The organism is Pseudomonas sp. WJP1, assembly GCF_028471945.1.
Classification (GTDB): domain Bacteria; phylum Pseudomonadota; class Gammaproteobacteria; order Pseudomonadales; family Pseudomonadaceae; genus Aquipseudomonas.
The window spans coordinates 2,517,849-2,543,961 of record NZ_CP110128.1; the positions used below are offsets into that span (position 1 = coordinate 2,517,849).

The 26,113-nt window shown below is 60.2% G+C and carries 27 protein-coding genes and 3 pseudogenes; 13 read left to right on the forward strand and 17 right to left on the reverse strand.

Annotated features, from left to right (window positions below; genetic code table 11):
• The first annotated feature begins 17 nt into the window (after positions 1 to 17).
• A complete protein-coding gene (locus OH720_RS11420; RefSeq protein WP_008063531.1) occupies positions 18 to 1,040 on the forward strand; it encodes an ABC transporter permease in 1,023 nt (340 codons plus the stop codon).
• 79 nt (positions 1,041 to 1,119) lie between these two features.
• Here OH720_RS11420 and OH720_RS11425 read toward each other — a convergent pair whose 3' ends face one another.
• The 4 genes from OH720_RS11425 to OH720_RS11440 form a co-directional block, all read right to left on the reverse strand.
• Positions 1,120 to 1,269 (reverse strand): hypothetical protein, encoded by a 150-nt coding sequence (locus OH720_RS11425; protein ID WP_272605685.1) that lies wholly within the window; start codon positions 1,267 to 1,269, stop codon positions 1,120 to 1,122.
• Between the two features lie 605 nt (positions 1,270 to 1,874).
• Positions 1,875 to 2,801, reverse strand: a complete 927-nt coding sequence (locus OH720_RS11430; RefSeq protein WP_272605686.1) for a sugar ABC transporter substrate-binding protein — start codon at positions 2,799 to 2,801, stop codon at positions 1,875 to 1,877.
• 92 nt (positions 2,802 to 2,893) lie between these two features.
• Positions 2,894 to 3,682 carry a TIM barrel protein gene (locus OH720_RS11435; RefSeq protein WP_272605687.1) on the reverse strand — a complete coding sequence of 263 codons (789 nt, stop codon included), beginning with the start codon at positions 3,680 to 3,682 and terminating at the stop codon, positions 2,894 to 2,896.
• Complete coding sequence (locus OH720_RS11440; protein WP_272605688.1) at positions 3,679 to 4,701, reverse strand: Gfo/Idh/MocA family oxidoreductase; 1,023 nt, start codon at positions 4,699 to 4,701, stop codon at positions 3,679 to 3,681. The genes OH720_RS11435 and OH720_RS11440 overlap by 4 nt, the downstream gene beginning before the upstream one ends.
• Before the next feature lie 194 nt (positions 4,702 to 4,895).
• Here OH720_RS11440 and OH720_RS11445 point away from each other — a divergent pair, with 194 nt between their 5' ends.
• Positions 4,896 to 6,917, forward strand: a complete 2,022-nt coding sequence (locus OH720_RS11445; RefSeq protein WP_272605689.1) for a sigma-54 interaction domain-containing protein — start codon at positions 4,896 to 4,898, stop codon at positions 6,915 to 6,917.
• A 605-nt stretch (positions 6,918 to 7,522) separates the two neighbouring features.
• Here the strand turns inward: OH720_RS11445 and OH720_RS11450 are convergent.
• Complete coding sequence (locus OH720_RS11450) at positions 7,523 to 8,572, reverse strand: substrate-binding domain-containing protein (RefSeq protein ID WP_272605690.1); 1,050 nt, start codon at positions 8,570 to 8,572, stop codon at positions 7,523 to 7,525.
• A gap of 182 nt (positions 8,573 to 8,754) precedes the next feature.
• Here OH720_RS11450 and OH720_RS11455 point away from each other — a divergent pair, with 182 nt between their 5' ends.
• From OH720_RS11455 to OH720_RS11470, 4 genes are read left to right on the forward strand one after another with little or no spacing between them, the layout of a single operon-like run.
• Positions 8,755 to 9,867 (forward strand): fatty acid desaturase family protein, encoded by a 1,113-nt coding sequence (locus OH720_RS11455; protein ID WP_272605691.1) that lies wholly within the window; start codon positions 8,755 to 8,757, stop codon positions 9,865 to 9,867.
• Between the two features lie 36 nt (positions 9,868 to 9,903).
• Positions 9,904 to 10,224, forward strand: coding sequence for a MocE family 2Fe-2S type ferredoxin (locus OH720_RS11460; RefSeq protein WP_272605692.1), 321 nt, complete (start codon positions 9,904 to 9,906; stop codon positions 10,222 to 10,224).
• An 18-nt stretch (positions 10,225 to 10,242) separates the two neighbouring features.
• Positions 10,243 to 11,484, forward strand: coding sequence for an NAD(P)/FAD-dependent oxidoreductase (locus OH720_RS11465; RefSeq protein WP_272605693.1), 1,242 nt, complete (start codon positions 10,243 to 10,245; stop codon positions 11,482 to 11,484).
• Between the two features lies 1 nt (position 11,485).
• On the forward strand, positions 11,486 to 12,337 hold the full coding sequence (locus OH720_RS11470; protein WP_272605694.1) for a sugar phosphate isomerase/epimerase: 852 nt from the start codon (positions 11,486 to 11,488) through the stop codon (positions 12,335 to 12,337).
• Positions 12,338 to 12,376: 39 nt separating this feature from the next.
• Here OH720_RS11470 and OH720_RS11475 read toward each other — a convergent pair whose 3' ends face one another.
• Together OH720_RS11475 and OH720_RS11480 are read right to left on the reverse strand one after the other, a co-directional pair.
• Complete coding sequence (locus tag OH720_RS11475; RefSeq protein ID WP_272605695.1) at positions 12,377 to 12,613, reverse strand: hypothetical protein; 237 nt, start codon at positions 12,611 to 12,613, stop codon at positions 12,377 to 12,379.
• A 233-nt stretch (positions 12,614 to 12,846) separates the two neighbouring features.
• Positions 12,847 to 13,050 carry a hypothetical protein gene (locus OH720_RS11480; RefSeq protein WP_032831964.1) on the reverse strand — a complete coding sequence of 68 codons (204 nt, stop codon included), beginning with the start codon at positions 13,048 to 13,050 and terminating at the stop codon, positions 12,847 to 12,849.
• Positions 13,051 to 13,292: 242 nt separating this feature from the next.
• Between OH720_RS11480 and OH720_RS11485 the strand changes: the two genes are divergently transcribed.
• Positions 13,293 to 13,475 (forward strand): hypothetical protein, encoded by a 183-nt coding sequence (locus OH720_RS11485; protein WP_272605696.1) that lies wholly within the window; start codon positions 13,293 to 13,295, stop codon positions 13,473 to 13,475.
• A 66-nt stretch (positions 13,476 to 13,541) separates the two neighbouring features.
• On the opposite strand, the gene OH720_RS31845 is transcribed toward OH720_RS11485, so the two are convergent.
• Both OH720_RS31845 and OH720_RS11495 read right to left on the reverse strand, forming a co-directional pair.
• A complete protein-coding gene (locus OH720_RS31845) occupies positions 13,542 to 13,850 on the reverse strand; it encodes a hypothetical protein (RefSeq protein ID WP_272605697.1) in 309 nt (102 codons plus the stop codon).
• 114 nt (positions 13,851 to 13,964) lie between these two features.
• On the reverse strand, positions 13,965 to 14,702 hold the full coding sequence (locus OH720_RS11495; protein ID WP_272605698.1) for a metallophosphoesterase: 738 nt from the start codon (positions 14,700 to 14,702) through the stop codon (positions 13,965 to 13,967).
• Positions 14,703 to 14,869: 167 nt separating this feature from the next.
• Between OH720_RS11495 and OH720_RS11500 the strand changes: the two genes are divergently transcribed.
• From OH720_RS11500 to OH720_RS11515, 4 genes are all read left to right on the forward strand, one after another.
• Positions 14,870 to 15,331, forward strand: coding sequence for an anti-virulence regulator CigR family protein (locus OH720_RS11500; RefSeq protein ID WP_272605699.1), 462 nt, complete (start codon positions 14,870 to 14,872; stop codon positions 15,329 to 15,331).
• Between the two features lie 95 nt (positions 15,332 to 15,426).
• Positions 15,427 to 15,942 carry a hypothetical protein gene (locus OH720_RS11505; protein WP_272605700.1) on the forward strand — a complete coding sequence of 172 codons (516 nt, stop codon included), beginning with the start codon at positions 15,427 to 15,429 and terminating at the stop codon, positions 15,940 to 15,942.
• 214 nt (positions 15,943 to 16,156) lie between these two features.
• Positions 16,157 to 16,831, forward strand: a complete 675-nt coding sequence (locus tag OH720_RS11510; RefSeq protein WP_272605701.1) for an NADPH-dependent F420 reductase — start codon at positions 16,157 to 16,159, stop codon at positions 16,829 to 16,831.
• 12 nt (positions 16,832 to 16,843) lie between these two features.
• Positions 16,844 to 17,323: a DUF6130 family protein gene (locus OH720_RS11515; RefSeq protein ID WP_272605702.1), complete on the forward strand. Its 480-nt coding sequence runs from the start codon at positions 16,844 to 16,846 to the stop codon at positions 17,321 to 17,323.
• An 11-nt stretch (positions 17,324 to 17,334) separates the two neighbouring features.
• Here OH720_RS11515 and OH720_RS11520 read toward each other — a convergent pair whose 3' ends face one another.
• Genes OH720_RS11520 through OH720_RS11530 form a run of 3 tightly spaced genes read right to left on the reverse strand, consistent with a single transcriptional unit; the run spans position 17,335 to position 21,288 of the window.
• Entirely contained in the window at positions 17,335 to 19,368 is a 2,034-nt protein-coding gene (locus OH720_RS11520; RefSeq protein ID WP_272605703.1) for an LTA synthase family protein, read from the reverse strand.
• A 31-nt stretch (positions 19,369 to 19,399) separates the two neighbouring features.
• Positions 19,400 to 19,993: a hypothetical protein gene (locus OH720_RS11525; protein WP_272605704.1), complete on the reverse strand. Its 594-nt coding sequence runs from the start codon at positions 19,991 to 19,993 to the stop codon at positions 19,400 to 19,402.
• Positions 19,990 to 21,288 (reverse strand): sialidase family protein, encoded by a 1,299-nt coding sequence (locus OH720_RS11530; protein WP_272605705.1) that lies wholly within the window; start codon positions 21,286 to 21,288, stop codon positions 19,990 to 19,992. The genes OH720_RS11525 and OH720_RS11530 overlap by 4 nt, the downstream gene beginning before the upstream one ends.
• A 292-nt stretch (positions 21,289 to 21,580) precedes the next feature.
• Here OH720_RS11530 and OH720_RS11535 point away from each other — a divergent pair, with 292 nt between their 5' ends.
• Complete coding sequence (locus OH720_RS11535) at positions 21,581 to 21,808, forward strand: hypothetical protein (RefSeq protein WP_008063996.1); 228 nt, start codon at positions 21,581 to 21,583, stop codon at positions 21,806 to 21,808.
• Positions 21,809 to 21,845: 37 nt separating this feature from the next.
• On the opposite strand, the gene OH720_RS11540 is transcribed toward OH720_RS11535, so the two are convergent.
• From OH720_RS11540 to OH720_RS11550, 3 genes and pseudogenes are all read right to left on the reverse strand, one after another.
• Positions 21,846 to 22,118, reverse strand: coding sequence for a hypothetical protein (locus OH720_RS11540; RefSeq protein ID WP_272605707.1), 273 nt, complete (start codon positions 22,116 to 22,118; stop codon positions 21,846 to 21,848).
• Positions 22,119 to 23,187: 1,069 nt separating this feature from the next.
• Positions 23,188 to 23,508, reverse strand: a pseudogene (locus OH720_RS11545) (ABC transporter substrate-binding protein); the annotation flags it as partial.
• Positions 23,482 to 23,895, reverse strand: a pseudogene (locus OH720_RS11550) (TonB-dependent receptor plug domain-containing protein); the annotation flags it as partial. The pseudogenes OH720_RS11550 and OH720_RS11545, both read right to left, overlap by 27 nt.
• Here OH720_RS11550 and OH720_RS11555 point away from each other — a divergent pair.
• Positions 23,887 to 24,183, forward strand: a pseudogene (locus OH720_RS11555) (ABC transporter substrate-binding protein); the annotation flags it as partial. The pseudogenes OH720_RS11550 and OH720_RS11555 overlap by 9 nt on opposite strands.
• 34 nt (positions 24,184 to 24,217) lie before the next feature.
• On the opposite strand, the gene OH720_RS11560 reads toward OH720_RS11555, so the two are convergent.
• Positions 24,218 to 25,126 (reverse strand): MurR/RpiR family transcriptional regulator, encoded by a 909-nt coding sequence (locus tag OH720_RS11560; protein ID WP_272605708.1) that lies wholly within the window; start codon positions 25,124 to 25,126, stop codon positions 24,218 to 24,220.
• A 207-nt stretch (positions 25,127 to 25,333) separates the two neighbouring features.
• A complete protein-coding gene (locus tag OH720_RS11565) occupies positions 25,334 to 26,098 on the reverse strand; it encodes an ABC transporter ATP-binding protein (RefSeq protein WP_272605709.1) in 765 nt (254 codons plus the stop codon).
• Positions 26,099 to 26,113 lie beyond the last annotated feature (15 nt).

Genomic DNA, 26,113 nt, shown 5'->3' on the forward strand with positions numbered 1-26,113 from the left:
TAGAAGGGTGAGTGGTTATGAATGCGATACTGGAAAACAAGCCAGCAACGGTACCGGTCAAGAGTCGTCGGCGCTTTCCGACTGAACTGAGTATTTTCCTGGTGCTGATCGGCATCGGCCTGGTGTTCGAGGTGTTCGGCTGGATTGTGCGCGACCAGAGTTTCCTGATGAACTCCCAGCGGCTGGTCTTGATGATCCTGCAAGTGTCGATCATCGGCCTGCTGGCGATTGGCGTGACCCAGGTGATCATTACGACCGGCATCGACCTGTCGTCCGGCTCGGTGTTGGCGTTGTCGGCAATGATCGCCGCCAGCCTGGCGCAGACCTCGGACTTCGCCCGGGCGGTCTTCCCGTCGCTGACTGACTTGCCGGTGTGGATTCCCGTCATAGTCGGGCTCGGCGTCGGGCTGCTGGCAGGAGCAATCAACGGCAGCATCATTGCGATTACCGGGATCCCACCGTTCATTGCCACCCTGGGCATGATGGTCTCGGCCCGTGGCCTGGCGCGTTACTACACCGAAGGCCAGCCGGTGAGCATGCTCTCGGACTCCTACACGGCCATCGGTCACGGCGCGATGCCGGTGATCATTTTCCTGGTGGTGGCGGTGATCTTCCATATCGCGTTGCGCTACACCAAGTACGGTAAATACACCTACGCCATCGGCGGCAACATGCAGGCGGCGCGTACCTCCGGGATCAACGTCAAGCGCCACCTGGTCATCGTCTACAGTATCGCCGGGTTGCTGGCGGGATTGGCAGGCGTGGTCGCTTCGGCCCGTGCCGCCACCGGCCAGGCCGGGATGGGCATGTCCTATGAGCTGGATGCGATTGCCGCCGCGGTCATCGGTGGCACCAGCCTGGCGGGCGGGGTAGGGCGCATCACCGGCACGGTCATTGGTGCGCTGATCCTTGGGGTGATGGCCAGCGGGTTCACGTTCGTTGGGGTCGATGCCTATATCCAGGACATCATCAAAGGCTTGATCATCGTGGTTGCGGTGGTCATCGACCAATACCGCAACAAGCGCAAACTCAAGCGCTGAATTTGACTGCAATACAGCGAGGGCCTGTTCTGGCCCTCGCTTCGCAATTCCCCCCCTCCTGCAAAGCAAAATCTGCTTCTTATCGAATCCAGGCAATCAACCGGTGCATCCGGTAGCGGTCGCGGCCACCCAGGTTTTCGCCCTTACTGTAGGAGCCAGCGGTGCGGCGATCCGACTTGCCGGCGAAGGCGTCCTGACAGCCAATGCGGATTTTGTTGACTGCGTACATATCCATTCCTGCGGTAACGGCCACTTAGGGTTTCGCCCTTACGGCGAGTCACTTGGGAAACCTGTAGGAGCCAGGCTTGCCGGCGAACCAGGCGCTGCGGTGTATCTGTTGTACCGCGTTATCGTTCTTCGCCGGCAAGCCTGGCTCCTACAGGGGATCAGCTACACCCGTAAAAGTCAGGTCGGCTTTAAGGCCGCCTCGCTTTTGTTTTTGATCTGGGTGCCCCGTTAACCACGATGGCCGAACGCAGGCATTGCGCAGTGGGGAAACCGGCAGGACGCCGGTTTAGCCGCGCTGGGCCATGGATGGCCCATCGCGGCGACCCACGGAGCAATGCCGGAGAGAGGGCATGCCGAGCCTAAGCGAGGCACCGAGTGGTGGGGCAAAGCCTTTTGGTTCCTTTTTGGCGTTTGAAAAAGGGACTCGCCGTAAGGGCGAAACCATAAGTGGCCGTTACCGCAGAAATGGATATGTAATCCGTCCCCCCCCCCCCCCCCCCCGCAATCCAGTGCGTTTAGTCGGCATACCGCACAACACGATTCACTCAACGAAAAACGCCGCTGATTCCTGACGGGATCAGCGGCGTCAATGGTAAGAGTGAAGCGCTATTTATAATGTTGCTCGTACAAGGCAACCTGCTCCGGCGTGATCAACTGAAAGGGCACCCAGACATCCGTCTCGACCGGCTCACCCTTGACCATCTTGATCGCCGCTTGCAGTGCGGTGGCCGCTTGGGCCTTTGGGTCTTGAAAAACCGAGGCAACCAGCATCCCGCGCTTGATCGCCGCCAGGCCGTCGGGCAGGCCGTCGATGCCGACAATCGCAATCTCGCCCCTGGTTTTGCCGGCCTGCTGCAGAGCCATGGCGGCGCCGATCGCCATCTCGTCATTGTTGGCGACGATGGCGTCAAAACTCGTCCCGGCCAGCAGCCAGTTACTGGTCAGGTCCATGCCTTTGTTGCGCTGCCACTCGGCGCTTTGCTGTTCGACAACCTTGATCCCGGGATAATCCTTGAGCACCTGTTTGACGCCTTCGGTGCGGTCGTGCGTGGCGTTTTGCGCGAGGTCGCCCATGATGATCGCGAGGGTGCCTTTGCCCCCCAGTTTTTCAGCCAGGTAGCGCATTTGCAGTTGACCGGCCTCAATGTCGTTCGACGCCACGGTGACAACGCCCTTGGGCAGCACGCGTTCATCCGGGTGGCGGTTGACGTAGACCAGAGGCGTCTGCGCTTCGACGGCGGCGCGGGTCATGTTGGCGGTGGCGGCGGTGTCCACGGGTAGGACGATGACAGCATCGACTTTCTGGTTGAGAAAGCCCTGGACCTGATTAAGCTGGCGAACCACATCGCCTTGGGCGTCCTCGAACTGAATCTGGATGTTGTCCTTTTTCGCAGCTTCCTCCAGGCCGCTGCGGACATAGGTCATGAAGTTGTCGTCGACCCTGGCGATGCTGACGCCGACGCGATAGCTGGCGGCGGCCCATTGGCTGAAGACGAGTAGCAGCGTGGCAAAAAGAAGTGAGCAGCGACGCATGATGGTTTTCCTTTTGTTGTTATCAGTCGACATTCATCAAGTTCAAGTTGCTGGCGCGCTCGGAATCAACGTCTGAGCGCGCCGCAGGTTCCTCACTCCAGCGTGAACGCTTGCCGGAAACGTTCGAGTGCCGCTTCGCTGTCGCCGCTGGCCCAGCCCTCCAGCCCGACGACACCGGTGTATCCCATGCCGAACAAGGCTTTGGCAATGGCCGGGTAATGGATTTCGCCAGTGCCCGGTTCCATGCGCCCGGGCACGTCAGCGACCTGGATTTCGCCGATGGCGCTGCCGGCGCGCTGGATCAGTTCGATCAGGTTCCCTTCGCCAATCTGCGCATGGTAAAGATCCAGGTTCATCTTCAAATGCGGGCTGCCCACAGCCTCGATCAACGCCAGGGTATCGTCGGCGCGGGCGAACGGAGTGCCGGGGTGGTCCACCTCGGTGTTGAGGTTTTCCAGCAGGAACACTCGGCCGGCGTCTTCGCCCAGGCGAGCGATTTTTTCCAGGGTCTTGCAGGCGCTCAACCACATGTGCCCGGTGGTGTGAGCCACCGGTTTGACTGGCAAACCTTGATCGCCCAGGCCTGTTCCGTGCAGGTTGAGACTCGGGCAATTCAGTTGGGCGGCAACGGCCAGCGATTCCCGTGCGCTGTCGAGCAGGTGCTGGATGCCGTCGGGATCGGTCAGGTTGCCCGAGATGTAGCCCGTCATGGAGGTGAAATCAGCGCCGGTGGCCACAAGCGCCGGGATGTCTTTGTGCGTCCAGTCCCAGATTTCGGCGCTGAAGCCCAGCGCGTGAATGCGTTTGACCCGTTCGGTGAACGGAAGGTCGAGGAACACCATTTCGGCACTGATCGCCAGTTTGAATGGAATGAAGCTCATGAGTGGGCTCCTTGTACGCGCACCGCCTTGCCTTGCTGGAAGGACTCGATACACGCCCGGGCAATGGCCAGTGCCGCGCGGGCATCTTCACCGCTGGCGAGTGGTTTTTCGCCGCTGCGCAGGCAGTCGACGAAATGGTTGAGCTCGGCCACGTAGGCATCACGCAGCAGGTCGGTGTCCAGGCGCAGGGTGTCGGCCTGGATGCCAGTCGCCAGGTAACGAACCAGGTCAGAGTCATTGACGCTGCCCATGCTCAGCATGCCGGCGCTACCGAACACTTCGCCCCGAACGTCGTAGCCATACACCGCCTGGAAATTCGCCTCGGCGGTGGCGATGGCGCCGTTGTCGAAACGGATCGTGACCACCGCGGTGTCGAGCAAACCCTTGTCCTTAAAGTCTGGAGCGATCAGGGCATCGGCCATGACAAACACTTCGACCGCTTCGGCACCAGGATTGAGGTAGCGCAGGGTATCGAAGTCATGGATCAGGGTTTCGAGGAAGATCACCCACTGTGGTGAGGCGGCGGGGTTGTTCAGGGCCGGATCGCGGGTCAGCGAGCGCAGCAACTGCGGCGTACCGATCCGGCCGGCGACCACATCGAGGTGGGCGGTGCGGAAGCTTTTGGCAAAGCGGCGGTTGAAGCCGACCTGCAGCGTCACTCGCGCATCGGCAGCGGCGGCGATGGCGCGGTCGGCTTCGTCCAGGGTAATGGCCATGGGTTTTTCGCAAAACACGCCTTTGCCGGCGCGGGCCGCACTGATCACCAGTTCGGCATGGCTGCGGGCCGGGGCGGCGATCAATACGCCGTCGATCTGCGGGTCATCGAGCAATTGCTGAGGGTCGGTGTAGACCCGCTCCACACCCAGCTCTGCGGCGAGGCGAGCGGCCTGGCCAGGTGTCGGGTCGGCGATGGCGGCCAGGCAGGCACCGGGAATGTGCCGCGCGGCGGTCACGCCGTGAAAGCTGCCCATGCGGCCGGCGCCGATGAGGCCCAGGCGGATGATCTTGGATGTACTCATGAAATGACTCCCTTTTATTGTTGTGCAATGACTCGACAGCAGGAATGTCCGTGCTGGTACAAAGCCGGGGAGCAAGCGTTGTGCCAATATTTAAGTGTTTGATATTTAAGGAGTTAATAAGGTGCGTTGGAAATACATGTTCAATCTGATGACATGTCTATACTGACATGTCAAAAACGTGAACATAGGAGCGAATGGTGATCCCACAGCCGATGGCCTTCAGCGAGCAAGACCTCGATTACATAACGGCGCTCGGTCCGGCGTCGTTAAGCGAAGGCCCCATCGCTGCGCTGGAGCAAGCCTGGCTGGCGTGTCTGGAGGGTCGCACCGACAGACCTGCCGGGGTCAGACAGATTATTTGGGATTCCTGGTTGCGCAGCGTCCGTGCCGGCCTCGATCCCGATGATGGCCAATACCGGTTTGTCTTCCCCGACGTACTGGCCGCAACGCTGGCGGCCAATCGTGTGTTGATCACTGCGGCGGCGGAGGTCATGCGAGGGTTGCTCGCCTACAACCCCCGGGGCCATATCAATCTGACCGATGCCGAAGGGACGACGCTGTATTTCTGCGGCCTGGACCTCACCCCGGTGGGCAGCCGGCTGCTGGAGTCGGTACAGGGCACCAACTGCACAGGGCTGGCGCTTGCCGAAGACCGCTTGATGTATGTGCTGGCCGAAGAGAACTTCGGCGTCGGCCTGCGTCGGCGGCGCATGCATTGTGCCGCCGCGCCGATCCGCGATGCCCAGGGCCGGACACTGGCCATGCTGACCCTCACCGCAGAGCCCGGCTGGTTCCATTTCCATACCCTGGGCACCGTCCAGGCCGCCGCCGAAGCGGTGTCGCGGCAGATGGCGCTGCAGGCCCTGCTGGAAGAACAACAAACCGTGCTTGAAGTGCTGAACGAGGGGCTGGTGGTGCTGGATGAGCGCGGCTGCATCAAGGCGCTCAATCGCTATGCGCGGCAATTGTTTCACGTGGGCCTGGAGTTGCTCGGCAGTCCGTTCCAGCGCCTGGGTCGCAGCGAGCTGACCAGCGAGATTCTGCTGCGCGGCGGCAAAGGGCAGCAGCATGAAGGGATAAGAGACCTCGATTGCACCTTCGAGCTGCATGATCGCAGCCTCCTGGCCTGCCTGGTCTCCGTGTGCCCGCTGGAGCAGGGCGGGCGCATCGTTTCGCTGCGCGAGAACCGACGCATCCGGGAAATTACCCGGCGGATCATCGGCACTCAGGCCAGCTACACCTTCGAAACCATTCAGGGCAGTTCGCGAGCCATTCAGGATGCGTTGCACTTGGGAAGGATCGCCAGTCGCAGTGACTCGACCACACTGATCCTGGGCGAAAGCGGCACTGGCAAGGAGCTGTTCGCCCAGGCGATTCATAACGGCAGTGACCGCTGCGGTGGTCCGTTCGTGGCGGTCAATTGCGGGGCCATTCCGCGAGATCTGGTGCAGAGCGAATTGTTCGGGCATGTCGAGGGCGCCTTCACCGGATCGGCCCGTGGCGGTTCGGCCGGCAAGTTCGAATTGGCCGATGGCGGTACGATCTTCCTCGATGAAATCGGTGACATGTCGTTCGATGCCCAGGTCAGTTTGCTGCGCGTCTTGCAGGAAGGCGAGGTGACGCGGGTGGGCGCGAAAAAGTCCCAGCAGGTGAACGTGCGCATCATCGCCGCCACTCACCGCAACTTGAGTCAGGCGGTGGCCGAGGGGGCTTTCCGTGAGGATCTGTATTACCGGCTGAATGTGTTGAATCTGACAGTTCCACCACTGAGGATGCGCCGCGAGGACGTGCCCTTGCTGGCGCAACATTTTCTTGCTCGTTGCGCACGCTCACTGCGCAAATCGGTGCAGGGCATCTCGCCAGAGGCGCTGGATATACTTTGCGCCTACCACTGGCCAGGCAATGTCCGTGAGCTGGAAAACACCCTTGAACGGGCGACCAACCTGGCCGTGACCGAACTGATCCAGCCGGGTGATTTACCGCTTGAAATCAAGCAAAGGCCGCGGCCGTCTGCGCCGGGAAGTCTGCCCGAACCCCGGGCCGCACTGGACCTTGGTGCCCATGAAATGAATGCGATCATCGCGGCCCTGAAGGATACCCACGGCAACATTCGGCTGGCCGCCAGGCAGCTGAATGTGTCCCGTGGCGGTTTGTACAACAAGATGAATCGGTTCGGCCTGAATGCCGAGGTTTTTCGTTCGGGCCCCAGCCTGTGACGGGGCAAGAAAATCAAAAGCCAAAGCGAGGGGGCCTGACAGCCGACCTGACTTTTGCGGGTGTACCCGACCCCCTGTAGGAGCCAGGCTTGCCGGCGAAGAACGATAACGCGGTACAACAGGCACACCGCAGCGCCTGGTTCGCCGGCAAGTCGGATCGCCGCACCGCTGGCTCCTACAAGGGATTTGCGGTATCTGCAAAAGTCAGGTCGGCTGTCAGGCCGCCTTGCTTTGGTTTTTGACTTGGGCGCCCCGTTAACCACGATGGCCGAACGTAGGCATTGCGCAGTGGGTAAACCGGCAGGACGCCGGTTTAGCCGCGCTGGGCCAAGGATGGCCCATCGCGGCGACCCACGGAGCAATGCCGGAGTGAGGGCATGCCGAGCCTAGGCGAGGCACCGAGTGGTGGGGCAAGAGCGTTTGGTTACTTTGCGCTTTTCAAAGTCACCCGCTGTAAAAGCGGAACCATAAGTGGCCGTTACCGCAGCAATGGATAGGTACTCAGACAACAATCTCCCACAGCTTTGACGCGGCATGGATCAACGCTGGTAGAGGCGCCGATGGTGATAGTCACAGGCTCAGGGCGCGACAGAGCCGCTCCACCTTCAGCCTCGAGCGTTTTCCGAGGTCATGATCTGCAACGGAATATGGACCCGATGCCGAACCGGATCGAAGTCCGGCGTGGTCTGCAGTTCCACCAGCAAGTCGACCAGCGCTGCCGCCAGCAATCGCGGCTGGGAGTCGATCACCACGCTGATCAAGCCCTGGGCCAGAGCCTGGCGCGACAACTCGGTGGATTCCTGCAGGATGCAACAGAGGTTCGGCCGCTTCGGTAACTGCGACAGGGCACTGATGATGCCATCGCCGCCCCCGCCGACCACGCACAAACCCCGCAAGTCGTCATGGCGCGCCAACAGTTCCAGCGTGGCTTCTTCGGTGACGTCACAGTTGTCCAGGTTGATCACCGCTTCGAGTGGCTTCAACCCGGGTGCGTGCTCCTTCAGATAACTGTGCAGTCCCTCCACCCGAGCCTGATGGCCGAGAAAACGGTGGCCGCCCAGCAGGACCCCGACGCTGCCTTTCTGGCCACCGCAAGTATGAGCCAGCAGCCATCCCATGGTGCGTCCGACGACATGATTATCCTGACCGACGTATGGCTCATTTGCCGCCTCGTGGATGTCGGACAGCAGCGCGATCACTGGCACGCCCGCGGCCCTGATCTGCGCGATGGCGGCATTGATCAACGGGTGCGCGAAGCTGACCACCGCCAAGCCATCGCACTGCACCGCCAGTTGTTCGATCTGGGCAATGATGGCGCCGGGTGTGCGATCGAAAACGTACTCGAATTGACAGCTTAAGTTGGCGCCGGCCTGGCGCTGCGCCTCTTCGGTGATGGCAGCGGCAACGTTGGCATAGAACGCCTGGGCGGTGCCAAGCAACAGGATGCCGAAACGATAGCTGGGGCGCCGTTCGCGGATCCGCTGGCCGATCAGCCTGGCCGCGAAATAGCCGACCGCCTCGGCGGCCTGGAACACCTGCTCGGCGGTAGCCGGGTTCACCGCAGCCCTGGCATTGAGCACCCGGTCTACGGTGGCGACACTCAAGCCGGCACGCTCGGCGACCGTGGCGATGGTTGGGCGTTTAGTGTTGTTCATGGCGGCCCCCGCAAGCGCCTTGATAGAAAACTATCAAGCTTCAATGGGCCTGGATGATAGCTTGATAGGGAATGTATTCAAGGGCTTGAGGGCAATCTTTGGGCTCTCTATCGTTTCCCAAGCGATGTGATAGCGCATCCAGGCAAGTGCCTTAAACCATCAAGCTTGCGGAGAACAATAAAATGCCTGAACAACACGCAGCATCTGGAAAATCCGCTAAACCCGCGCCTCGGGATTATCGGTTGACGGGGCCCGAAGCGGCCAAAGCCGCGCAAAAAGGCCTGGTCTCGGCCAACTGGTATCAATCCCCCATTCCCCGTAAACGCATGAAGGAGTTAATGCAGCGCCGCGACGGCCCGGCTTTGCGCGATACCGCGATCTGGTTGCTGGCGATGGTCGCGACCGGGTTCGGCGGTTATTGGTTCTGGGGTTCATGGGCCTGTGTTCCGTTCTTCTTCGTCTATGGCCTGCTCTACGGCACCGCGTCCAATGCCCGTTGGCACGAAGCCGGTCACGGGACGGCGTTCAAAACCCGCTGGATGAATGATGCGGTCTACCAGCTGTCGAGCTTCATGTTCATGTTCGAACCCCAGGTCTGGCGCTGGAGCCACGCTCGTCACCACACCGACACCATCATCGTCGGTCGCGACCCCGAGATTGTCGAGCCGCGTCCGCCGAGCCTGGTCATGATGGTGCTGAGCCTCTTCAGGATGCCTTATGCAATCAAGACGATGTGGTCGGTGTGCCGGCATGCGACCGGGCGAATGGCTGGGGAAGAGCAGACCTTCATCCCTGAGTCCGAGTGGCCCAAGGTGCAAAGGGACGCGCGCGTCTGGCTGGTGATCTATGGGCTTGTCGTGGGCGCGGCGCTGTACTTGCAGAGCTGGTTGCCGCTGATGTTCATCGGCCTTCCAACCTTGTATGGCGGCTGGCTCTCCTACCTGTTCGGTCTTACGCAGCATGTCGGACTGGCCGAAGACGTGCTCGATCACCGCAGCAACTGCCGAACGATCTATATGAACCCGGTACTGCGTTTCATGTACCTCGACATGAACTATCACCTGGAACACCACATGTATCCGATGGTGCCTTTTCATGCACTGGCGCAGCTTCACGAAGAAATTCGCCACGATTGCCCGCCACCTTACGCCAACCTGTACGAGGCCTTCCGGGAGATCATCCCGACGATCTTGAAGCAGCGAAAAGACCCGAACTATCACATCCGCCGGCCTTTACCACCGCGTGCAGAACCTGCCGCAACCGTCCAGGCACCCGCTGAAACAACGCCGGCCTGACACCTTCCTGGCTGTACCACTACAAGAGAAAACGCCATGACCGATCAATGGATCGATGTCTGTGCCGTGGGCGAAATAAATGAAGAGGACGTCATTCGTTTCGACCATGGCCCGCACACCTATGCCGTCTACCGCTCTGCAGACGACGAGTTTTTCGCCACCGCAGGCCTTTGCACCCACGAGTCCATCCACCTCGCAGACGGCCTGGTGATGGAGCATGTCATCGAGTGCCCCAAGCACAACGGACGCTTCGACTACCGCACTGGCAAAGCCCTGGGCGCGCCGGTGTGCGTCAACCTCAAGACCTATCCGGTGCGGGTCGAGGCGGGGCGTGTCCTGCTCGCAATCACCGTTTAATTGCAGGGAGTCTGTGCCATGAGTTCCATCAATGCTCCACTGGTTATCGTCGGCGCCGGGCACGCGGGTGGCCGCGCGGCGCTGACCCTGCGGGCGGAAGGTTATCGCGGTCGCCTGATCCTGATCGGCGACGAATCCCACCCTCCCTATGAACGTCCGCCGCTGTCCAAAGGGTTGTTGCAGGGCACGGTTGAACTGGCGACTTGCACTTTGTGCGATAGCGCCCAACTCGCCGAACTGGACATCGAGCACCTGTCCGGCAACCCGGTGAAAAACCTCGACCCGCCGCAGCATCGATTGCAGTTGGCCGACGGCAGTTGGTTGCATTACGCCCGCCTGTTGCTCGCGACCGGGGGCAGGGCGCGGCTGCTGCCCTCCGTGCCCGGGCATCTGCCCAACGTACTTTATCTGCGAACCCATGACGAGGCGGTCGCACTGCGCGATTCGCTGCAACCTGGCGCCCGATTGGTGGTCATCGGCGGTGGCTTTATCGGCCTCGAGGTCGCCGCGACGGCCCGTGCCCTGGGTTGCACGGTGACCTTGCTCGAAGCCGGGCCGCGCCTGGCAGGTCGCGTCCTGCCGGAGCGATTGTCCAATGTCCTGCTGGAACTGCATCGCCGTCAGGGCGTGGATGTCCGGCTGAACGTGGCGATTGAAACGGTGCAGGGCGCAATCCGCGCTGAAGCGGTGCAGCTGGCCGACGGCCAGTTGTTGCCCTGCGACCTGGTCGTGGTGGGCATCGGCATGCAACCCAACACCGGGTTGGCCGTGGCCGCCGGGTTGCAAGTGGGTCAGGGCATTCGCGTCGATGCGCAGCTGCGCACCAGTGCGCCGGACATTTTTGCAGCAGGTGATGTCTGTGAATTTCCTCTGCACCCGCAAGGGGGTTTCCAGCGTCAGGAAACCTGGCGCAACGCCGAAACCCAGGGCCGTTACGCCGCGTTGAACCTGTTGGGGGGCGAGCTGCCCTTCGAGGTCATTCCCGGCTTTTGGTCCGATCAGTACGACTGGGGGCTGCAAACCGTAGGCACCATCGCCAACACTGAACCAACGGTAAGCCGGGCATCCCCGGGCGGTGGTTTCCTGTTGTTCTACCTCGATGCCGAACAACACCTGCTAGGGGCTTGCGGCTGGGGCCAGGGCAATAGCGTGGCCAAGGACATCAAATTGTGCGAACGGCTGATCGCCAGCCAAAACGTGCTCTCGGTGGTCGCTTTAGCCGATGCCGATGTATCGCTCAAGCAATTGTTGAGGAACTGACATGCGCGAATTCCTGGTGTTTCAGTCCTTGTGGGCCATGCAAGATCACCGTGGCCAATGCGACCTTTCCCTTGAAGCGCAACTGGATAAAATCGCCGCCGCCGGTTTCGACGGGATCACCGATCATTTCTGGGTGGCACCACAGGCGGCACGCCTGAGCGCCGCGGCCAAGGCGCAAGGCCTGCAAATCGAAGGTCAACTGTTCCCCCGGACCGTGGATGATCTGGCGGCCGCGCTCGATGTCGTCTCCCGCTACGGCTGCCACCACCTCACGCTACAGGCAGACGTCCGGCCGCGCACGCTGGCGCAAGCCATCGAGCTGATCGAAGGCTGGCAGCGCCTGGCCGAGCAGGTGGACTTTCCAATCCTGCTGGAGACTCACCGATATCGCCTCACCAGCGACCTGTTGTTCACCCTCGACATTCTCGCGCAAATGCCCGACCTCAAGCTGTTGGCCGACTTGTCCCACTATGTCGTGGGCCGGGAATTGCCTGAGTCGGCTACCGCTGAAGACGAGGAACAGATCCATGCCATCCTGCGCCACAGTTGGGGTTTTCACGGCCGGGTCGCCAACGGCGAGCAGGTCCAGGTGCCCTTGAGCTTCGCCCAGCATCGACCCTGGCTGGAACGGTTCCTGGGCTGGTGGCGCTACGGAATCGAGGATTGGCTGGCCCGACCAGACACGCCCGCCAGCCTGTCTTTCACCTGCGAGCTCGGCCCGCCGCCTTATGCGATCACGGGTGCAGATGGGCATGACATCACGGATCGCTGGGCGGAGGCATTGATGTTGAAGGAGCTGATGCGTGGGATCTGGAACGATTGCCAAGTGAGATCGGCTACATTGAAAGTCTGATTTCACTGATCCGATCAATGATTGCCGCGAGCATGGACTTCAGTCTTCAGGGTCAGTCTCTTCTTCAGGTTTACACCGGGCAATCAGCTCTGCGAGGGTTTCGGCTATGAAGTTCGCGTTTCCGGTAATCACCGCCAGATGTTCCTCGATACGGTTGGACACTTGCGAAGCGCCGCGCTGATCAATCCAGATGCTGAGCTCCTCAACGGCGCAGCTCAAGGCCATGATGTTCTGGTTGAGACGATAGAGCAGGGCGGGGGTGGGATCGTCAGGCATGGCCGTTCCTCCAGTGGGTGGGGCCTCCTTCATGTGAGGAAAGCTTAGCAGGCAAAATGTCTCGCATGACCTGGGCGAAGGATCCAAGGCGCAGACCGCAAAAGAAAAAGCCCGACACTAGGTCGGGCTTTCCAATCACGTAGCCAAATCCCTTTGGCTGACTGCAGTGTGCATGGCCAGTGTGACGAACGCGTGACGGGAGTGCGCACATCACGTGCAGGCCAGATTTTGTCTCAATGGAGCGTCTTGCGACTCTCTCCAATCCTGATCCGGTCAAGCGCCCGGTTTAATGCGTCCAAGGCATCGAGGAGGGCTTTGGCCTCAGCTTCCCTGTCATCCCCCCATAATCGTTCAGCCATTTTGTTCAGGGCCTGGATAGCTCTTTCAATGTCCGCAGCGGTTGCTGTTGGAGTTTCTGTCTGGCGCTTCTTTGACATGGTCAAAATTTCTGTAGTAAGGGCTCGACAACGCCGACGATCCTGAATTTTCGGCGCACATCCCATAAGGATAAGCTGGGTAGCTGTCTGGTGTTGCCGAATTCATCCTTGAATCTCCATGATGCCTTGCAAGGCCGCCACGTGGCATAGTTGCAAGCAAGGTCGGGGTGATTCGGTTTGTAGAGTTTTGCAAAAGGCGCTCCGGTGCCCTATGCGCAATTTAGTCAATGCAGGAAATGTAAATGAGCGATGAGATTGATATTCCAGAGCCCGAGCACGACCATCTGCTCGATCACGAATTCCACGATGAGGAACCTTGGGTTGAAGTAGACGCTCAAGGCATTCTTGACGATGAAGACGAAGAAGAGGATGACCTGGACTACCTTGATTCGATTGATCAAGAAGACCAGGACGACAATATCTAACAGTTTGATGAATCCGGGACTTAAAAAAGCCCGCGCTGAGCGGGCATCTGAATGTTCCGAACTGATTCAGGCACCTGATTCCGGGTCGCTCGCGGGCAGGCCGCGAGCTTCCTTGTCATTTTCGTCCTGATCGTTCATCTGTGGGGCGGCGTCAGGATCGTCGACGCGACCGCGTTGTCCTGCTACCGGATGCTCACCCGACACTGAGTCATTGGCATTCACATCCGTCATCTCTTCATCGACAGGCGCTTCATCGTCCGGCGGCAATGGCACCTCGGCCCCATCCTTCCTGGGGTCATGGCCGGTTTCGTTGTCCGTTGTCCGCGTTACGTCCTGCTGCGACCTGTTGCCCAGTGCATTCTCGTCAATGTCCATGCTGGTTCTCCGTTCTGATGCGCGGGATGTCCGTGCTTGTACATGAGAGACAGCGGCGCATTGCGAGTGCCGGGCTTTGGACGAACGGCGAGTCTGGTCTAGACCGGAAGGCTTTCAACGCTCCCAATCGAAACCCGGTTCAGGATCAATCGGCGGGTAGCACTCCAGCGTTGCGATATCCAGCAATGTGAAATGACCGTCCATCCAGCCGCCTGTGTCGATGTGGTACACGTTGCCGAGCACTACCGCTTGCTTGAGTGGAGTATGGCCGACCACCAGGGCGCGAAGTCCTTCGACGCCTCCGGTGTCCCCGATCTGGATCCGGGTGCGTGACCACATGCAGCGCAGCTGCACCAGTCGCAGCTGCTTGTCGCTTTCAGGCGATTCGAGTTCGTTGCGCAGCAGATCCCATGACGGCACGGGGCAATCGGCGTGAATGATCCCGACCAGTCCGCCAGGCGTCTCGATCTCGATGGCAATCGGCAGCTCGGCGAACTGCAGCGCGAACGCTTGCTGCTCGAACGGCGACAGCTCGGTGAACCATGATCCGCCGTTGCAGATCCAGCTGAAGACGTCGCACGTGTCGAAGTGCACCACGAAGTCGTCATGGTTGCCGCACACCGGGTGAAACCATGGCTTGGCAAGCCAGTCCAGGGCGTCTCTGCACTCGGGTCCACGATCGATCAGGTCTCCGACGCTGAACAGGCGGTCGACAACAGGATCGAAACCGACCGCATCCAGCGCAGCTTGCAATCGGGTGAAGTGCCCATGAATGTCACCTGCCGCGAAATCCCGACCAGCGGTGTTTGCAGCGAAGCGCTGGATGCGCGGCACCTCGATGGTTGGGGTCATGGGGTACTCCGGTGCGGCAGAAGGCGTTGCTTTTGTTACTGCTCGATCATCGCTTTAGCATGCGCCAGGGTTGTGGCCTGTGTCACAGTGGATTGTTTAAAATTTGGCATGGCTTCGCTTCGAAGCGTCTACATTCCAGGGAATACTCCCTTTCTGAGAGAACGGATATGTTCAGAAAACGCTCGTTGATTGTCGCTATTACGTGTATTGCATTGGTTTCTGGCTCCGCGCCGGCATTGGCCGATCCAGGTAATGGCAAGGGGCAGGGAAACGCAAAAGGCAATTCGCAAAACAGCCAGGAGCATGGCAACCAGGGCAACAAAGGGAAGCATTCTGGAGGCAGTGATTGGGACAATGGCCCCAGCATCAATCGGGGAAGTATTATTGGCATTGTCGATGGGCATCGGGACTACTGGAGCCCCGGACCTGCGTTACCGCCCGGCATTCAAAAGAACCTTGCCCGAGGTAAACCGCTTCCGCCGGGGATTGCCAAAAAGCTCGATGGCCGGCTGATCGGCAGTCTGCCTCATTATGACGGGTATGAATGGCAGCAGGCGGGCACCGACTTGATACTGGTGGCGATCGCTACCGGTCTGATCTATGAAGTGCTCAACGGCGCTTTCGATTGATTTCTGTTGGCGCATTCCGTCCGTCGCGAGACTTGGAACTGTCAGGGGGTTTACGCGTCATAAGGTACGCGTAATCAACCCTCACGGAAGCAATCATGCTTTTTAAAAACAAGAGTCTCGTTGCTGTAATGTCATTCGCCATGATGCTTGCAGCTGCCCCCTTACTCCCTGCTGACCTGTCCATCATGAACGCCGCCTATGCGAAAGAAGGTGGTGGTGGTGGTGGTGGTGGTGGTGGTGGTGGTGGTGGTGGTGGTGGTGGTGGCGGCGGCGGCGGAAATGGCGGTGGCCACGGTGGCGGAAACGGCGGTGGTCACGGTGGCGGCAATGGTGGCGGCCACAGTGGTTCGGGTCATTCCGGCAGTAACGGCCGTGGCGAGGGATTGAACAGTGATCATGCCGGCAAGTCGGTTCGCGACCACGGCATCAGTGGCAACCATTACGGCAGTGATCGTAATAGTGACAATGGCCACGGCACCACGACTTCAGGCATTGCCCACTCCAAAGATACGCGCGGCCTTGATAAGGCCAGGGCTATTTCGGCGTCGACGCCGGGCGATCACAACTCGAAGGGACTGAGTAAAGCCGGCGCGCCAAAAAAATCCCATTGAGCGGAAACTACCGGGCAAGCGACTTTTTAGCGGCCAGGCTTTTACAAAAAAATCCCGGAGACGTCTGTTTCCGGGATTTTTTTTGCAGCGTAGGTCGGTAAGCGTTTTACGCAGAGCTCTCGAGGATCAGCAATAAGCAGCTAGTCTTCACCTTGGTGTTGCAGGCTCTTGCCGTGTGGACAGGAGACTGCTTTCCAGCGCAGGAGCACAGCGTATGTCCAGAATCCTCTTTTTGATGTTCGCCGGCATGGTCATGTGCGCCAGCCAGGCTATGGCTGACCCCCTCAAGATCGGCATCATCGGCTCCGGTAACGTCGGCGGTACGCTGGGAACGCTCTGGGTAAAGGCCGGGCACTCGGTCATGTTTTCCTCTCGCCACCCCGAGGAACTGACGGATCTGGTCAATAGCGCCGGCCCCAACGCCCAGGCGGGCTCGGTGAGCGATGCCGCGACATGGGGCGAGGTGATCGTGTTAAGTGTTCCCTATGGCGCGATGCCAGAGCTGTCCGAACAGCTCCAGGGCAAGCTGGACGGCAAGGTGGTGTTGAGCACCAGCAACCCGTTCAGCGGCCGTGACGCAGAGGTCGGGCGCAAGGCGCTGGAGATGGGTGTCGCCTCGGCGGACCAGCAATATCTGCCCGGAATACGCCTGGTGCGGGCGTTCAACGCCATAGGCTATGCCTCGATGAAAGACCAGTCCGGCAAAGACAAGGCGATTGCGATTTTCGCCGACGACGCCCAGGCCCGGGACATGGGCGCCCGGTTGGTGCGCGACGCCGGGTTTTTACCGGTCATTTTCCCGCTGGCGCGAGCCAATGAAGGTTTGCCGGGCGGCCCGTTGAGCGGCCTTTGGAACGAAGCCGAACTCAAGAGCAAAGTCGGTCTTTAGGAGAAATCCACCATGGCTTGCGCAAATCTGTTGGCCATTGCCTGGGGTGTGTTGTTTTGCACGGCAGCGTTCGGTCAAGGGGCGGCAGACACCGATCACCCACCGGCAATACTGCCACTGGAATCCGAAACGGCCCCAAGGCTCATTGCCTATCCGCCGCTTGCCGAGCCGCTCGCTCGCGGCGTGGTCATTATCCAGTATCGAACAGAGCAGGCCAGGATCATGCCGGTATTCGGCAAGGCGGCTGCCGATGTATCGCCACGCCTGGGTCACCTTCACGTGACCGTCGATGACTGGAAAGGTACATGGGCGCACACCAGTGAAGACCCGATCATCCTGGTCGGACTGACTCCCGGCGCCCACAAGGTCCTGCTTGAAGTGGCCGACCCGACGCACAGGATACTCACCAGCACGACAGTGAGTTTTACCGTTCCGGACAAGCAACTCGCTGCCACCCCTCACGCTGGCGATGGTCATGCGGTAAAACCGTAATCGTCGACGGGTTACTGGCGTACGTTCTGATACAGCATCAATCGCGAGGTTTCATGCATGGCGCGGGTCAACCGTGACAGTCGCTTGAACTCCTCGGGGTTTTGCTCGGCGACGTTGTCCAGCGGCGTCGGTGAGGCCAGGTCATGCAGGGTTGGCGAGCTGCCGTCGTGCTCCATCTGCACCATGTAGTGTTGCGTCACGCCGGCAATCAGCGGGAAGGTGCCTTCACGCAGCACCAGTGGAACCACGCGTTCGCCTTCGGGCGCGGGCTGCTGGATATCGCGGCCCATGCCGCTGTTGCGAAACTCCAGGCCGGCCATGCCCGCCACGGTTGGCAGCAGGTCCACCAGGCCGACGGCTTCCTCGACCTTGCGCGTTCCGATCAGGCCTGGCGCGTGGATGATCATCGGTACCGCGTTGCTTTCCAGGCCCAGTTGCTCGTAGGCCGGGGCCAGGAAGGGGATCTGGGCAATACGGGTGTTGTGGTCGCCGAACAGCACGAAAATGGTGTTTTCGTACCAGCCGCCGGCCTTGGCGATTTCCATCAGGCGTCCGATGTTGAAGTCCAGCAGGCGCACGGCGTTGTATTGCTCGACACTGCGCGAGCCTGCGGCCTGGACCTGTTCCAGGGTAGGGTGCTTGACCTCGAACCCGTCATTGCTCTTTGGAATCGTGAAGGGACGATGGTTGCCGGCCGTTTGCACATAGGCGAAGAACGGTTTGTCCTTGGGCAGCGCTTGCAGGATCTGGTCGGTTTCCTTGAACAGGTCCAGGTCCGAGATGCCCCACACATCCACCACCGGGGATTTCCAGTCGCGCTCGTCGAACAGGCGAACGCCGTCGATGCTTTGCCGGATCAGGGCATTCATGTTGGCCCAGCCGGAGTTGCCGCCAATGGTGTAGATCTTGTCGTAGCCGGTGAAGGCATTGATCAGCGTGTTTTGCCGGGTGATCAGTGGGTTACGCGTCGCGGTTTCCTGTCGAGTGACGTCAGGCACCCCGGTAATACTGGCCCAGACGGTTTTGGCCGTCCCCGTAACCGGCACATAGAAATGCTTGAAGAACCAGCTCTGCGTGGCCAGGCGATCGATGTTGGGCGTTGGGTTGATCGGGTTGCCATAGGCCCCGACGGCGCTGGTGCCCAGCGACTCGAGCATGACGAACATCACGTTCGGTGGCCGCGAACCGTTGATTTTGTAGGTTTGTGGCGCTTGGTGGCGGACGAAGTCGAGGGTCTGCGGATCAGGTTTGTCGACGCCCAGATAGTGGGCCATCACTGCGTAATGTTCGCGCACCTGTGCTTCGTCATAGCGCGACTGGCCGACCTTGACGGTGTCGTAGAAGAAGATCACCGGGTTCAGGCCCAGCGCGGCGATCTGGTTATTGCCTGAGAAGAACGCATCGCTCCAGCGCAGCGGCACAGGGTTTTCGAGGTTCAGGTGTTCGACACGACCCAGGATACCCAGCAGCACCAGCACCACCATCACCGCACCGCCCCATGTCGCGGAGAGCGGGTGAATGGTTTGGCGCGGGCGGTCCAGCGTGACGCGTTCCAGGCGCACCAGGGCCAGAGTCACCAACGCGACGGTTGCCAGCCAGCCCAGTGAGATCCAGATGACCGGGTAGGTTTGCCAGACCATGTCACGGGATATTTGCGCATCCTCGATGAAGCGCAGCACCGTGGCGTTGATCCTTACGCCGAGGTAGGCGTAATGGCCAAAATCGATGATGTAGATCAGCAGCACAGCGCTGAGGACGGCGACCAGGTACAGGCGGGCGATGCCACGCAGTAGGCGGCTGCGGACAAGGTTCCAGCGCGGGATCCAGGCCAGCAACGCCAGCGGCAGCATGACCAGGATGGCCAGGCGCAAATCGAATCGAAAGCCGATGCCCAGGGTTGTCAGCACATGATCGTCGCCCAGGGCTTTGGCGTCGAAACCGGAAAAGCCGAAAAAGAACACCACCCGCAGCAGTGCAAACAGCACAAAGGCGATCGCTGTTGCGCCCAGCCAGTAATGCAGACGTCTCGATTTCAGCCAGCCCATGCCAGTTTCCTTGTTAAAATTTCGTTGAATTTCAAGCGCTGCGCAGGGTGATGAGCCGGCGATACGCCCAACGTGTCCCTAGTATCAGCAGCGCCAGGCAGCAATACAGGCCCAGCAGCGGATCGACCAGGTAATCCCAATAGTTGTGGGAAGGCTTGATCCCGACGAGGAAGGCCAGGGTCGCGCAGGTCAACATCACCACGGTCAGGTAATGACGCAGGTAGAACAGGCCCAGCGTCATCAGTGCGACGAACAACAACAGGGGCCGCGGGCTGTAACCCCGCCGGTAAGGGTCCAGGTCGCTCAGGCCCAGGGTTGCCGGGTACAGCACCAGGGCCAGCGCGGCGAAGAGGATCAATACGCTGACTTGACCCTGCCGCTCAGGCGGTAACACACCCAGCCTGCGTAAACACCCCCACGCCATGAACACCATTGAGGTGATCGCAAGGTCATCGATATGGCTGCGCAGGTAAGCGGCCAGCGACAACCCGCCCAGCGGTATGAAGCTGGCGGCCAGCAAGGCAAGCAGCAGGGCGATGCGCCAGCCCCTGTTCAGGCCAAAAGACGGCAGTAACAGGAAGATGACCATCGCGAAGCTGGCATGGGCCTGCCACAGGTTAATCATTGGAGACGCTCGGCCAGCCAGGCATCGTTGAAGGTGACGTGCTTGATGAAGGTGTTGTTCCAGGAATAGACCAGGTGGTACATCCCGTCGGGACTGCGGATGAAGTAGGGGTATTCATATTCAAACTCACATTCCTGGCTTTTACACACACGTTTGTCGAGGTTGGCGAGGAATTGCGCCTCCAGCGCCCGGCGCAGTTTGCCACTGGAACCACGGAACTGTTTGCCGATGATTTCCTTGTAGACCAGAGGTGTGTACGGATCGCCTTCTGGATCCGGTGATTTGTCCAGGTCGTGCAGCAGGCGCCAGTCGTCCATTTTCGAATCGGTGACATACAGGCTCAGCTTGAAACGCCCCTCCTGCAGGTCATTGAGCGCTACCAGCAACCCGCGGTCTGGCGTGGCAACGGCCGCCAACGAGGAATTGGGGTTCGAAGGCACCAGCGGATAAGGTTCGCTCCAGTTTTGCCCGGCGTCTTCCGTGCGGCTCGCCAGGACCCGGTGGTGGGTGTCACCTGCATAACGCAACAAGGCGATGCCGCGCTGGCCATCCAGCGGGACGATCGCCGGCTGTAATGAGTTGTTGCCGTGGCTAATGCGGAATTTATCGATCACCACACCGTCTGGGCTCAAGTACAGGTATTCGGCAAACTTGCCGAGGAATTCGTGGTAGACCGGCAGACCGATGGAGCCGTCGGCGTGAAACACCGGTGCCGACCGGACCAGGGTGCTGATGTTCAGGAAAGGTGAAGTGATCAATTGGCGCGGCGCCGACCAATGCCCGCCAAAGTCGTCTGAAACCATCACATTGACCGCGCTACCGGCCCAGCCGCCCATGGATACGGAAACGTAGAACAGCCACAAGCGGTTGTCCGGCGCGAGGGCAATGACCGGGTTGCCCAGTTTGCGGATGTACTTTCGCGTGCTTTGCTGGGTTGAGTCCCGGGTCGCCATGACCTGCTCCTCCCCCCACTCGCCGGTACTCAGGTTGAAACGGGCGGAACGCACCTGCACATCGGCTGCGCCTTCGCGGGTGCCAGCGAACCAGACTGCCATCAGGCTACCGTCAGGCAAGGCAGTGACCGCCGCGGAATGCACGAAGTCCACCAGCCCGGAGGAGGCGAAACGGCTGGTATAGATGGGCTTGGCTTCCTTGTCCGCCACAGCCGAGGCGGGAGCGGTCAGGGCAAAGGGCGAATGCTCGGGGGCCGGGTGGGTGATCCATGCAGCCGCGAACAGGCAAACCAGGGCAAGGTAGATGCCGAATGCAGGAATGCCGGGAAATTTGATGCGCATGATTGAGCCTTTGGCATTTCAAGGCCCATTAGAACACTCAACCCCACACTTTAGTGCATTATTGGATTGTAAGAATTTTTGTTGCGCAGGCTGTTGTCTGCAAGTTGAGTGAGCGCACCAAGGGCGATTTTTTTCAGGGTCGAAAAAGCGTGCGCCACGTGAACACCTGCCTGTTGTATTTGCCAACGGAATCATTGAGTTACTGAATGGTCATAGACAGGGTTTCAACGCCATGGGGGATTTCCTACGGCCGAAACCCTCTCACCCCCCCCCCGACCTTCAGGATGCTCAAATGAAACGCGCAGTAATGATGACCCTGGCCCTTTCCAGCCTGCTCTTGCTGGGAGGCTGCGGACCTCACTGGGATGACGGAGAAAGGTACGGTCGATATCACGATCATGATCATCGCCGTGGCTATGACCGGGATGACGATGATCGAGGGTATGACCATCGATACGATCGTCGTGACGATGACCGCGACAACCGTCGTTATCGCGATCGTGACGACCGGGACGACTGATACAGTCAGCGTCTTTTGAAAGAGGGGTAGGGGTCGATCAGCTCCCCGACTTGCTACCTCTCTGGTTGTCGCCGTCATCCTCCGACGCTGCGTCTTTTTTCATGGAGTGCGCGTCGGCACCGGCGTTTGAACCCGCCGCTTCCTCGCCCTTTTTATCGGCCTTTTCTTCGTTGGATTCCGGCTGGTTGAGCCCGGGAAGTGCCGAAGGTGGAATCGTTGCATCCTCGGTTGTTTTCTCGTTGGCCTGCACGTAAAGCGGCGAAGCCGACAGCAAGCCCGTGAGCATGAGAGTGGCGAGGGTTATGTTCATCTTTTGAGTCTTCCGTGCGAGGGGATGTACTGCATTGGAAGGCCGACTCATGGGAAGGTGCGTAGTGGCGGACGAGCGGCAAGGCGAGGGGAGTCGTACGAATTTCTCTTGTTAGGGGCTGGCTTTTCGGGTCGCCGCATCGCAGCGATGGCGGCCTGACAGCCGACCAATCGCTCGCGGCTGTACCCGTTTTACTGTAGGAGCCCTGCTTGCCGGCGAAGGCGGCCTGACAATCGATGATTGTCTTTCAGGTGTACATATCCGTTCCTGCGGTAACGGCCACTTAGGGTTTCGCCCTTACGGCGAGTCACTTGGAAAAGCCCCAAGTAACCAAGGGCTCTTGCCCCTGGCGATCGGCCCCTCGCTGGGGCTCGGGGTACCCTCGCTCCGATCCTGCTCCGTGGGCCCGCCGCGATGGGGCAAGAAAATCAAAAGCCAAAGCAGAGCAAAAGCAGAGCGAGGCGGCCTTAAAGCCGACCTGATCGGGAGCCGCGCATTTCCCTGTAGGAGCCAGGCTTGCCGGCGAACCAGGCGCTGCGGTGTCTCTGTTGCACCACGTTATCGTTCTTCGCCGGCAAGCCTGGCTCCTACGGGGGATCGGGTGCACCCGCAAAGTCAGGTCGGCTTAAGGCCGCCTCGTTTTGGCTTTTGATCTGGGTGCCCCGTTAACCACGCTGGCCGAACGCAGGCATTGTGCAGTGGGTAAACCGGCAGGACGCCGGTTTAGCCGCGCTGGGCCATGGATGGCCCATCGCGGCGACCCACGGAGCAATGCCTTCGTTACGGCATGCCGAGCCTAGGCGAGGCACCGAGTGGTGGGGCAAAGCCTTTTGCTTACTTTTTGGTGTTTGAAAAAGAGAGTCGCCGTAAGGGCGAAACCATAAGTAGCCGTTACCGCAGCAATGGATATGCACCCAGACAACAATCTCCCACAGGCTGTGACGCGGCATGGATCAACGGCCTGATCGGGTGGTGTTCGCGTCAGTCGAAAAAATTATCGAATGGTTGGCGCCTACGCCTCGACGCGGCGATCCGATAAGCCGAATCCTTTATTGACGCATCCGAAATTTCACGGCCGCCAGATCTCAACATCCTTCGCATCCACCGCCTTGGGCAACAAGCCTGCGGCAAAAAAAGCGTCGGCGATTTTCTGCTGTTCTCCCAACTCATCGCTTTTCACCGGCTGCACCTGATAGCTGCGATGGGTGTTGGCGCTCTCGACGGTGTCTACCCCAAGGTTGCCCCATTGCGGGCTGAGCACCTGGGCCGCTTCACGGGGGTTGGATTTTACCCAGCTACCGGTCTTGTCCAGTTGCTCGTAGACCACCTTGAGGACCTCCGGGTGCGCCTTGGCGTAGCTCGTGCTGGTCAGGTAGACCTCGGTGTAGGTGCCATAGCGGGTCAGGTGCAGATTGACGTCGAAGTCATGGATCGCCCAATCAGCCGAGAAAATCGCCTTGCTGCTGGGGGAGGTCTTGGTGATCAACGCTCGGGCCTGGCGCCCCATCAGTTGATAACTGCTGTTCAGGGCGGTGAGCAGGGACGGGGTCTGGTCGACGCTGAGGATTTGCGTGTGGTTGTAGTTCAGTGCTGCGGTCCATCGCACCGAGCTGAACGCATTGAGGTTCTGCCGGTAGTTACCCACCACATCGACCCCGGAGGTACGCGTACTGGCGCCATTGGTGAAAAACTGCGCCCCGGGGGGCGCGGGCACGCCAATACTGTCGAGCAGGGCGGCGACACCCGGGCCCTGGAAGCGTTCGCTGAGCGTGACCTGTTGCAGCGTTTCGCCAAGGCGTTCGAGTGGGCCCGGCAGAACCCCGACGAGTACGCGCGGGTCTTCGCCAGGGTCAATGATATTCCGCTGGACGTCTCGCAACGCCTGCGCAGCTGGGGCGATGAGTCGCTGTTGCCGGTCGAGCCACAGGATGTGCTGGCCTTGCAGCAAGTCGATGACCTGTTCGTGGAAAAGAAGATCTTTCCCCATCGCGTCGACGTCGAGAAGCTCATGGATACAGCGCTGTTTTCCACGCCGTTCCTGACACAGACCCAACCCGCGCGCTAGCGTGGGTTGGCATTACAGGAGGCGACCGGAAACATCACTTTTTCGGCGCTTTGTTGCCGGGCGGGATATGCAGGTAGGACATCACGCTTTCGGTCAGTTCGGTCGCCAGCTTGACGGCTTCCTTGTTGCGAGCCATCACGCCCGCCACCAATCCTTCGATCAGGGCAAGTACGGCGATGTTGGAACTGGTCAGCACCGGATGGTCGGCCGGGGCGAACAGCACGTGTTCGGCAATGGCGGTAAGCGGGGAGGCGGGTGAGTCGGTGATCGCCAGTACCGAGGCGCCGCGCGCGTTGGCGAAACGTGCGAGTTGCAGGGTGTCGAGGGAGTAGCGCGGCAACGAGATCGCCAGCAACACGTCCTGATCGGTGATGGCGGCCAGCCGGTAAGCGGCGTTTTCGTTGCCGCCTTCCATGCTGATGGCGGTAGCGTCCGCACAGAAGGGCATCAGGGTCGAGGCGGCGAGACCGGCGAAGTACACGCTGTTGCCAAAGCCCAGGATGTAGATTTTCCGCGCTTCGGTCAGGCGTGTGACGAACGCCTCAAAGGTCTCGGCATGGTTGTTGGTCGCGGCCGTGGCGAGGTTGCTGCTGGCGCTGTGGATTTGCTCATGCAGGCCAAATGCACCACCCGGTCGATGCGCCAGTTCGTTGCGCAGTTTGTCGACCGGCGACACCATCTGCTGCAACGTCGCCACCAGCTCGGCCTTCATGCCGGTGTAGCCACCCAGGTTCAGCGCCTTGGCCAGGCGATTCACCGCGGCGGGCGAGGTGGAGGTTTCATGGGCCATTTCTTCGATGGTCAGCGTCGCGGCCCGGAGCGGGTGACGCAGGACAAAGTCCGCCACCTTGCGCAGTGACGGCGGCAGATCGGAAACGATTTCCGCCAGTTTGCGCATCACTGGCGCGGCATAGACCGTGGTGTCTTTCGAAGGGTTCGGCATATCCGGCTCAACAGTTCCTGAGGGTTGGAGATGGGGCGGGCGCAAACCCCCTGTAGGAGCGAGGCTTGCCCGCGAAGAACGATGACGCGCAATACCTGAAACACCGCGGCGTTCCCTTCGCGGGCAAGTCGGAACGCCGCCCGCTCGCTCCTACAGGTATGTGCACGCGAGTGTATCTGATGCCGACCCTCGGTGTGCGCAGATGGCTTATTTCAAGCTTCCAGCCAGAAACTGACGGAGGCGTTCGGACTGCGGGTTGACCAGCACCTCGCGCGGATCGCCCCGTTCCTCGACCTGGCCCTTGTGCAGGAACACCAGCTGGTTCGACACCTCGCGGGCAAAGCCCATTTCGTGGGTCACGACCACCATGGTCCGGCCTTCCAGCGCCAGATCCTGCATGACCTTCAGCACTTCGCCGACCAGTTCGGGGTCGAGTGCCGAAGTGGGCTCGTCGAACAGCATCACCTCCGGCTCCATGGCCAGTGCCCGGGCAATCGCCACGCGCTGTTGCTCACCGCCGGACATATGCGCCGGCCAAGCGTCCATGCGGTGCGCCACGCCGACCTTGTCCAGATAGTGCTCGGCCTTTTTCCGCGCTTCTTTTTTGTTGATGCCCAGTACATTCACCGGCGCTTCCATGACGTTTTCAAGGGCACTCATGTGCGACCAGAGATTGAAGTGCTGGAACACCATCGATAACCGCGAACGCATGCGTTGCAGTTGTTTGGGTTCCTCAGCCTTGAGCCCGCCGAGCTTGTTGCTCACCAGCTTGAGCTGTTCGCCATTGAGCACGATGTTGCCGGCGTTGGGCTGTTCCAGCAGGTTGATGCAACGCAGGAAGGTGCTTTTGCCCGAGCCGCTGGAGCCGATGATGCTGATGACGTCACCGGCTTTCGCCTCCAGGGACACGCCCTTGAGCACTTCGTGGCTGCCGTAGCTTTTGTGCAGATTGTTTATTTCCAGCTTGTACATGGTTCCGACTCTCTG

Coding starts and splice junctions, on each gene's coding strand:
- OH720_RS11420 (WP_008063531.1), top strand. CDS start 18: ATGAATGCGATACTGGAAAACAAGCCAGCAACGGTACCGGTCAAGAGT.
- OH720_RS11425 (WP_272605685.1), bottom strand. CDS start 1,269: ATGTACGCAGTCAACAAAATCCGCATTGGCTGTCAGGACGCCTTCGCC.
- OH720_RS11430 (WP_272605686.1), bottom strand. CDS start 2,801: ATGCGTCGCTGCTCACTTCTTTTTGCCACGCTGCTACTCGTCTTCAGC.
- OH720_RS11435 (WP_272605687.1), bottom strand. CDS start 3,682: ATGAGCTTCATTCCATTCAAACTGGCGATCAGTGCCGAAATGGTGTTC.
- OH720_RS11440 (WP_272605688.1), bottom strand. CDS start 4,701: ATGAGTACATCCAAGATCATCCGCCTGGGCCTCATCGGCGCCGGCCGC.
- OH720_RS11445 (WP_272605689.1), top strand. CDS start 4,896: ATGGTGATCCCACAGCCGATGGCCTTCAGCGAGCAAGACCTCGATTAC.
- OH720_RS11450 (WP_272605690.1), bottom strand. CDS start 8,572: ATGAACAACACTAAACGCCCAACCATCGCCACGGTCGCCGAGCGTGCC.
- OH720_RS11455 (WP_272605691.1), top strand. CDS start 8,755: ATGCCTGAACAACACGCAGCATCTGGAAAATCCGCTAAACCCGCGCCT.
- OH720_RS11460 (WP_272605692.1), top strand. CDS start 9,904: ATGACCGATCAATGGATCGATGTCTGTGCCGTGGGCGAAATAAATGAA.
- OH720_RS11465 (WP_272605693.1), top strand. CDS start 10,243: ATGAGTTCCATCAATGCTCCACTGGTTATCGTCGGCGCCGGGCACGCG.
- OH720_RS11470 (WP_272605694.1), top strand. CDS start 11,486: ATGCGCGAATTCCTGGTGTTTCAGTCCTTGTGGGCCATGCAAGATCAC.
- OH720_RS11475 (WP_272605695.1), bottom strand. CDS start 12,613: ATGCCTGACGATCCCACCCCCGCCCTGCTCTATCGTCTCAACCAGAAC.
- OH720_RS11480 (WP_032831964.1), bottom strand. CDS start 13,050: ATGTCAAAGAAGCGCCAGACAGAAACTCCAACAGCAACCGCTGCGGAC.
- OH720_RS11485 (WP_272605696.1), top strand. CDS start 13,293: ATGAGCGATGAGATTGATATTCCAGAGCCCGAGCACGACCATCTGCTC.
- OH720_RS31845 (WP_272605697.1), bottom strand. CDS start 13,850: ATGGACATTGACGAGAATGCACTGGGCAACAGGTCGCAGCAGGACGTA.
- OH720_RS11495 (WP_272605698.1), bottom strand. CDS start 14,702: ATGACCCCAACCATCGAGGTGCCGCGCATCCAGCGCTTCGCTGCAAAC.
- OH720_RS11500 (WP_272605699.1), top strand. CDS start 14,870: ATGTTCAGAAAACGCTCGTTGATTGTCGCTATTACGTGTATTGCATTG.
- OH720_RS11505 (WP_272605700.1), top strand. CDS start 15,427: ATGCTTTTTAAAAACAAGAGTCTCGTTGCTGTAATGTCATTCGCCATG.
- OH720_RS11510 (WP_272605701.1), top strand. CDS start 16,157: ATGTCCAGAATCCTCTTTTTGATGTTCGCCGGCATGGTCATGTGCGCC.
- OH720_RS11515 (WP_272605702.1), top strand. CDS start 16,844: ATGGCTTGCGCAAATCTGTTGGCCATTGCCTGGGGTGTGTTGTTTTGC.
- OH720_RS11520 (WP_272605703.1), bottom strand. CDS start 19,368: ATGGGCTGGCTGAAATCGAGACGTCTGCATTACTGGCTGGGCGCAACA.
- OH720_RS11525 (WP_272605704.1), bottom strand. CDS start 19,993: ATGATTAACCTGTGGCAGGCCCATGCCAGCTTCGCGATGGTCATCTTC.
- OH720_RS11530 (WP_272605705.1), bottom strand. CDS start 21,288: ATGCGCATCAAATTTCCCGGCATTCCTGCATTCGGCATCTACCTTGCC.
- OH720_RS11535 (WP_008063996.1), top strand. CDS start 21,581: ATGAAACGCGCAGTAATGATGACCCTGGCCCTTTCCAGCCTGCTCTTG.
- OH720_RS11540 (WP_272605707.1), bottom strand. CDS start 22,118: ATGAACATAACCCTCGCCACTCTCATGCTCACGGGCTTGCTGTCGGCT.
- OH720_RS11560 (WP_272605708.1), bottom strand. CDS start 25,126: ATGCCGAACCCTTCGAAAGACACCACGGTCTATGCCGCGCCAGTGATG.
- OH720_RS11565 (WP_272605709.1), bottom strand. CDS start 26,098: ATGTACAAGCTGGAAATAAACAATCTGCACAAAAGCTACGGCAGCCAC.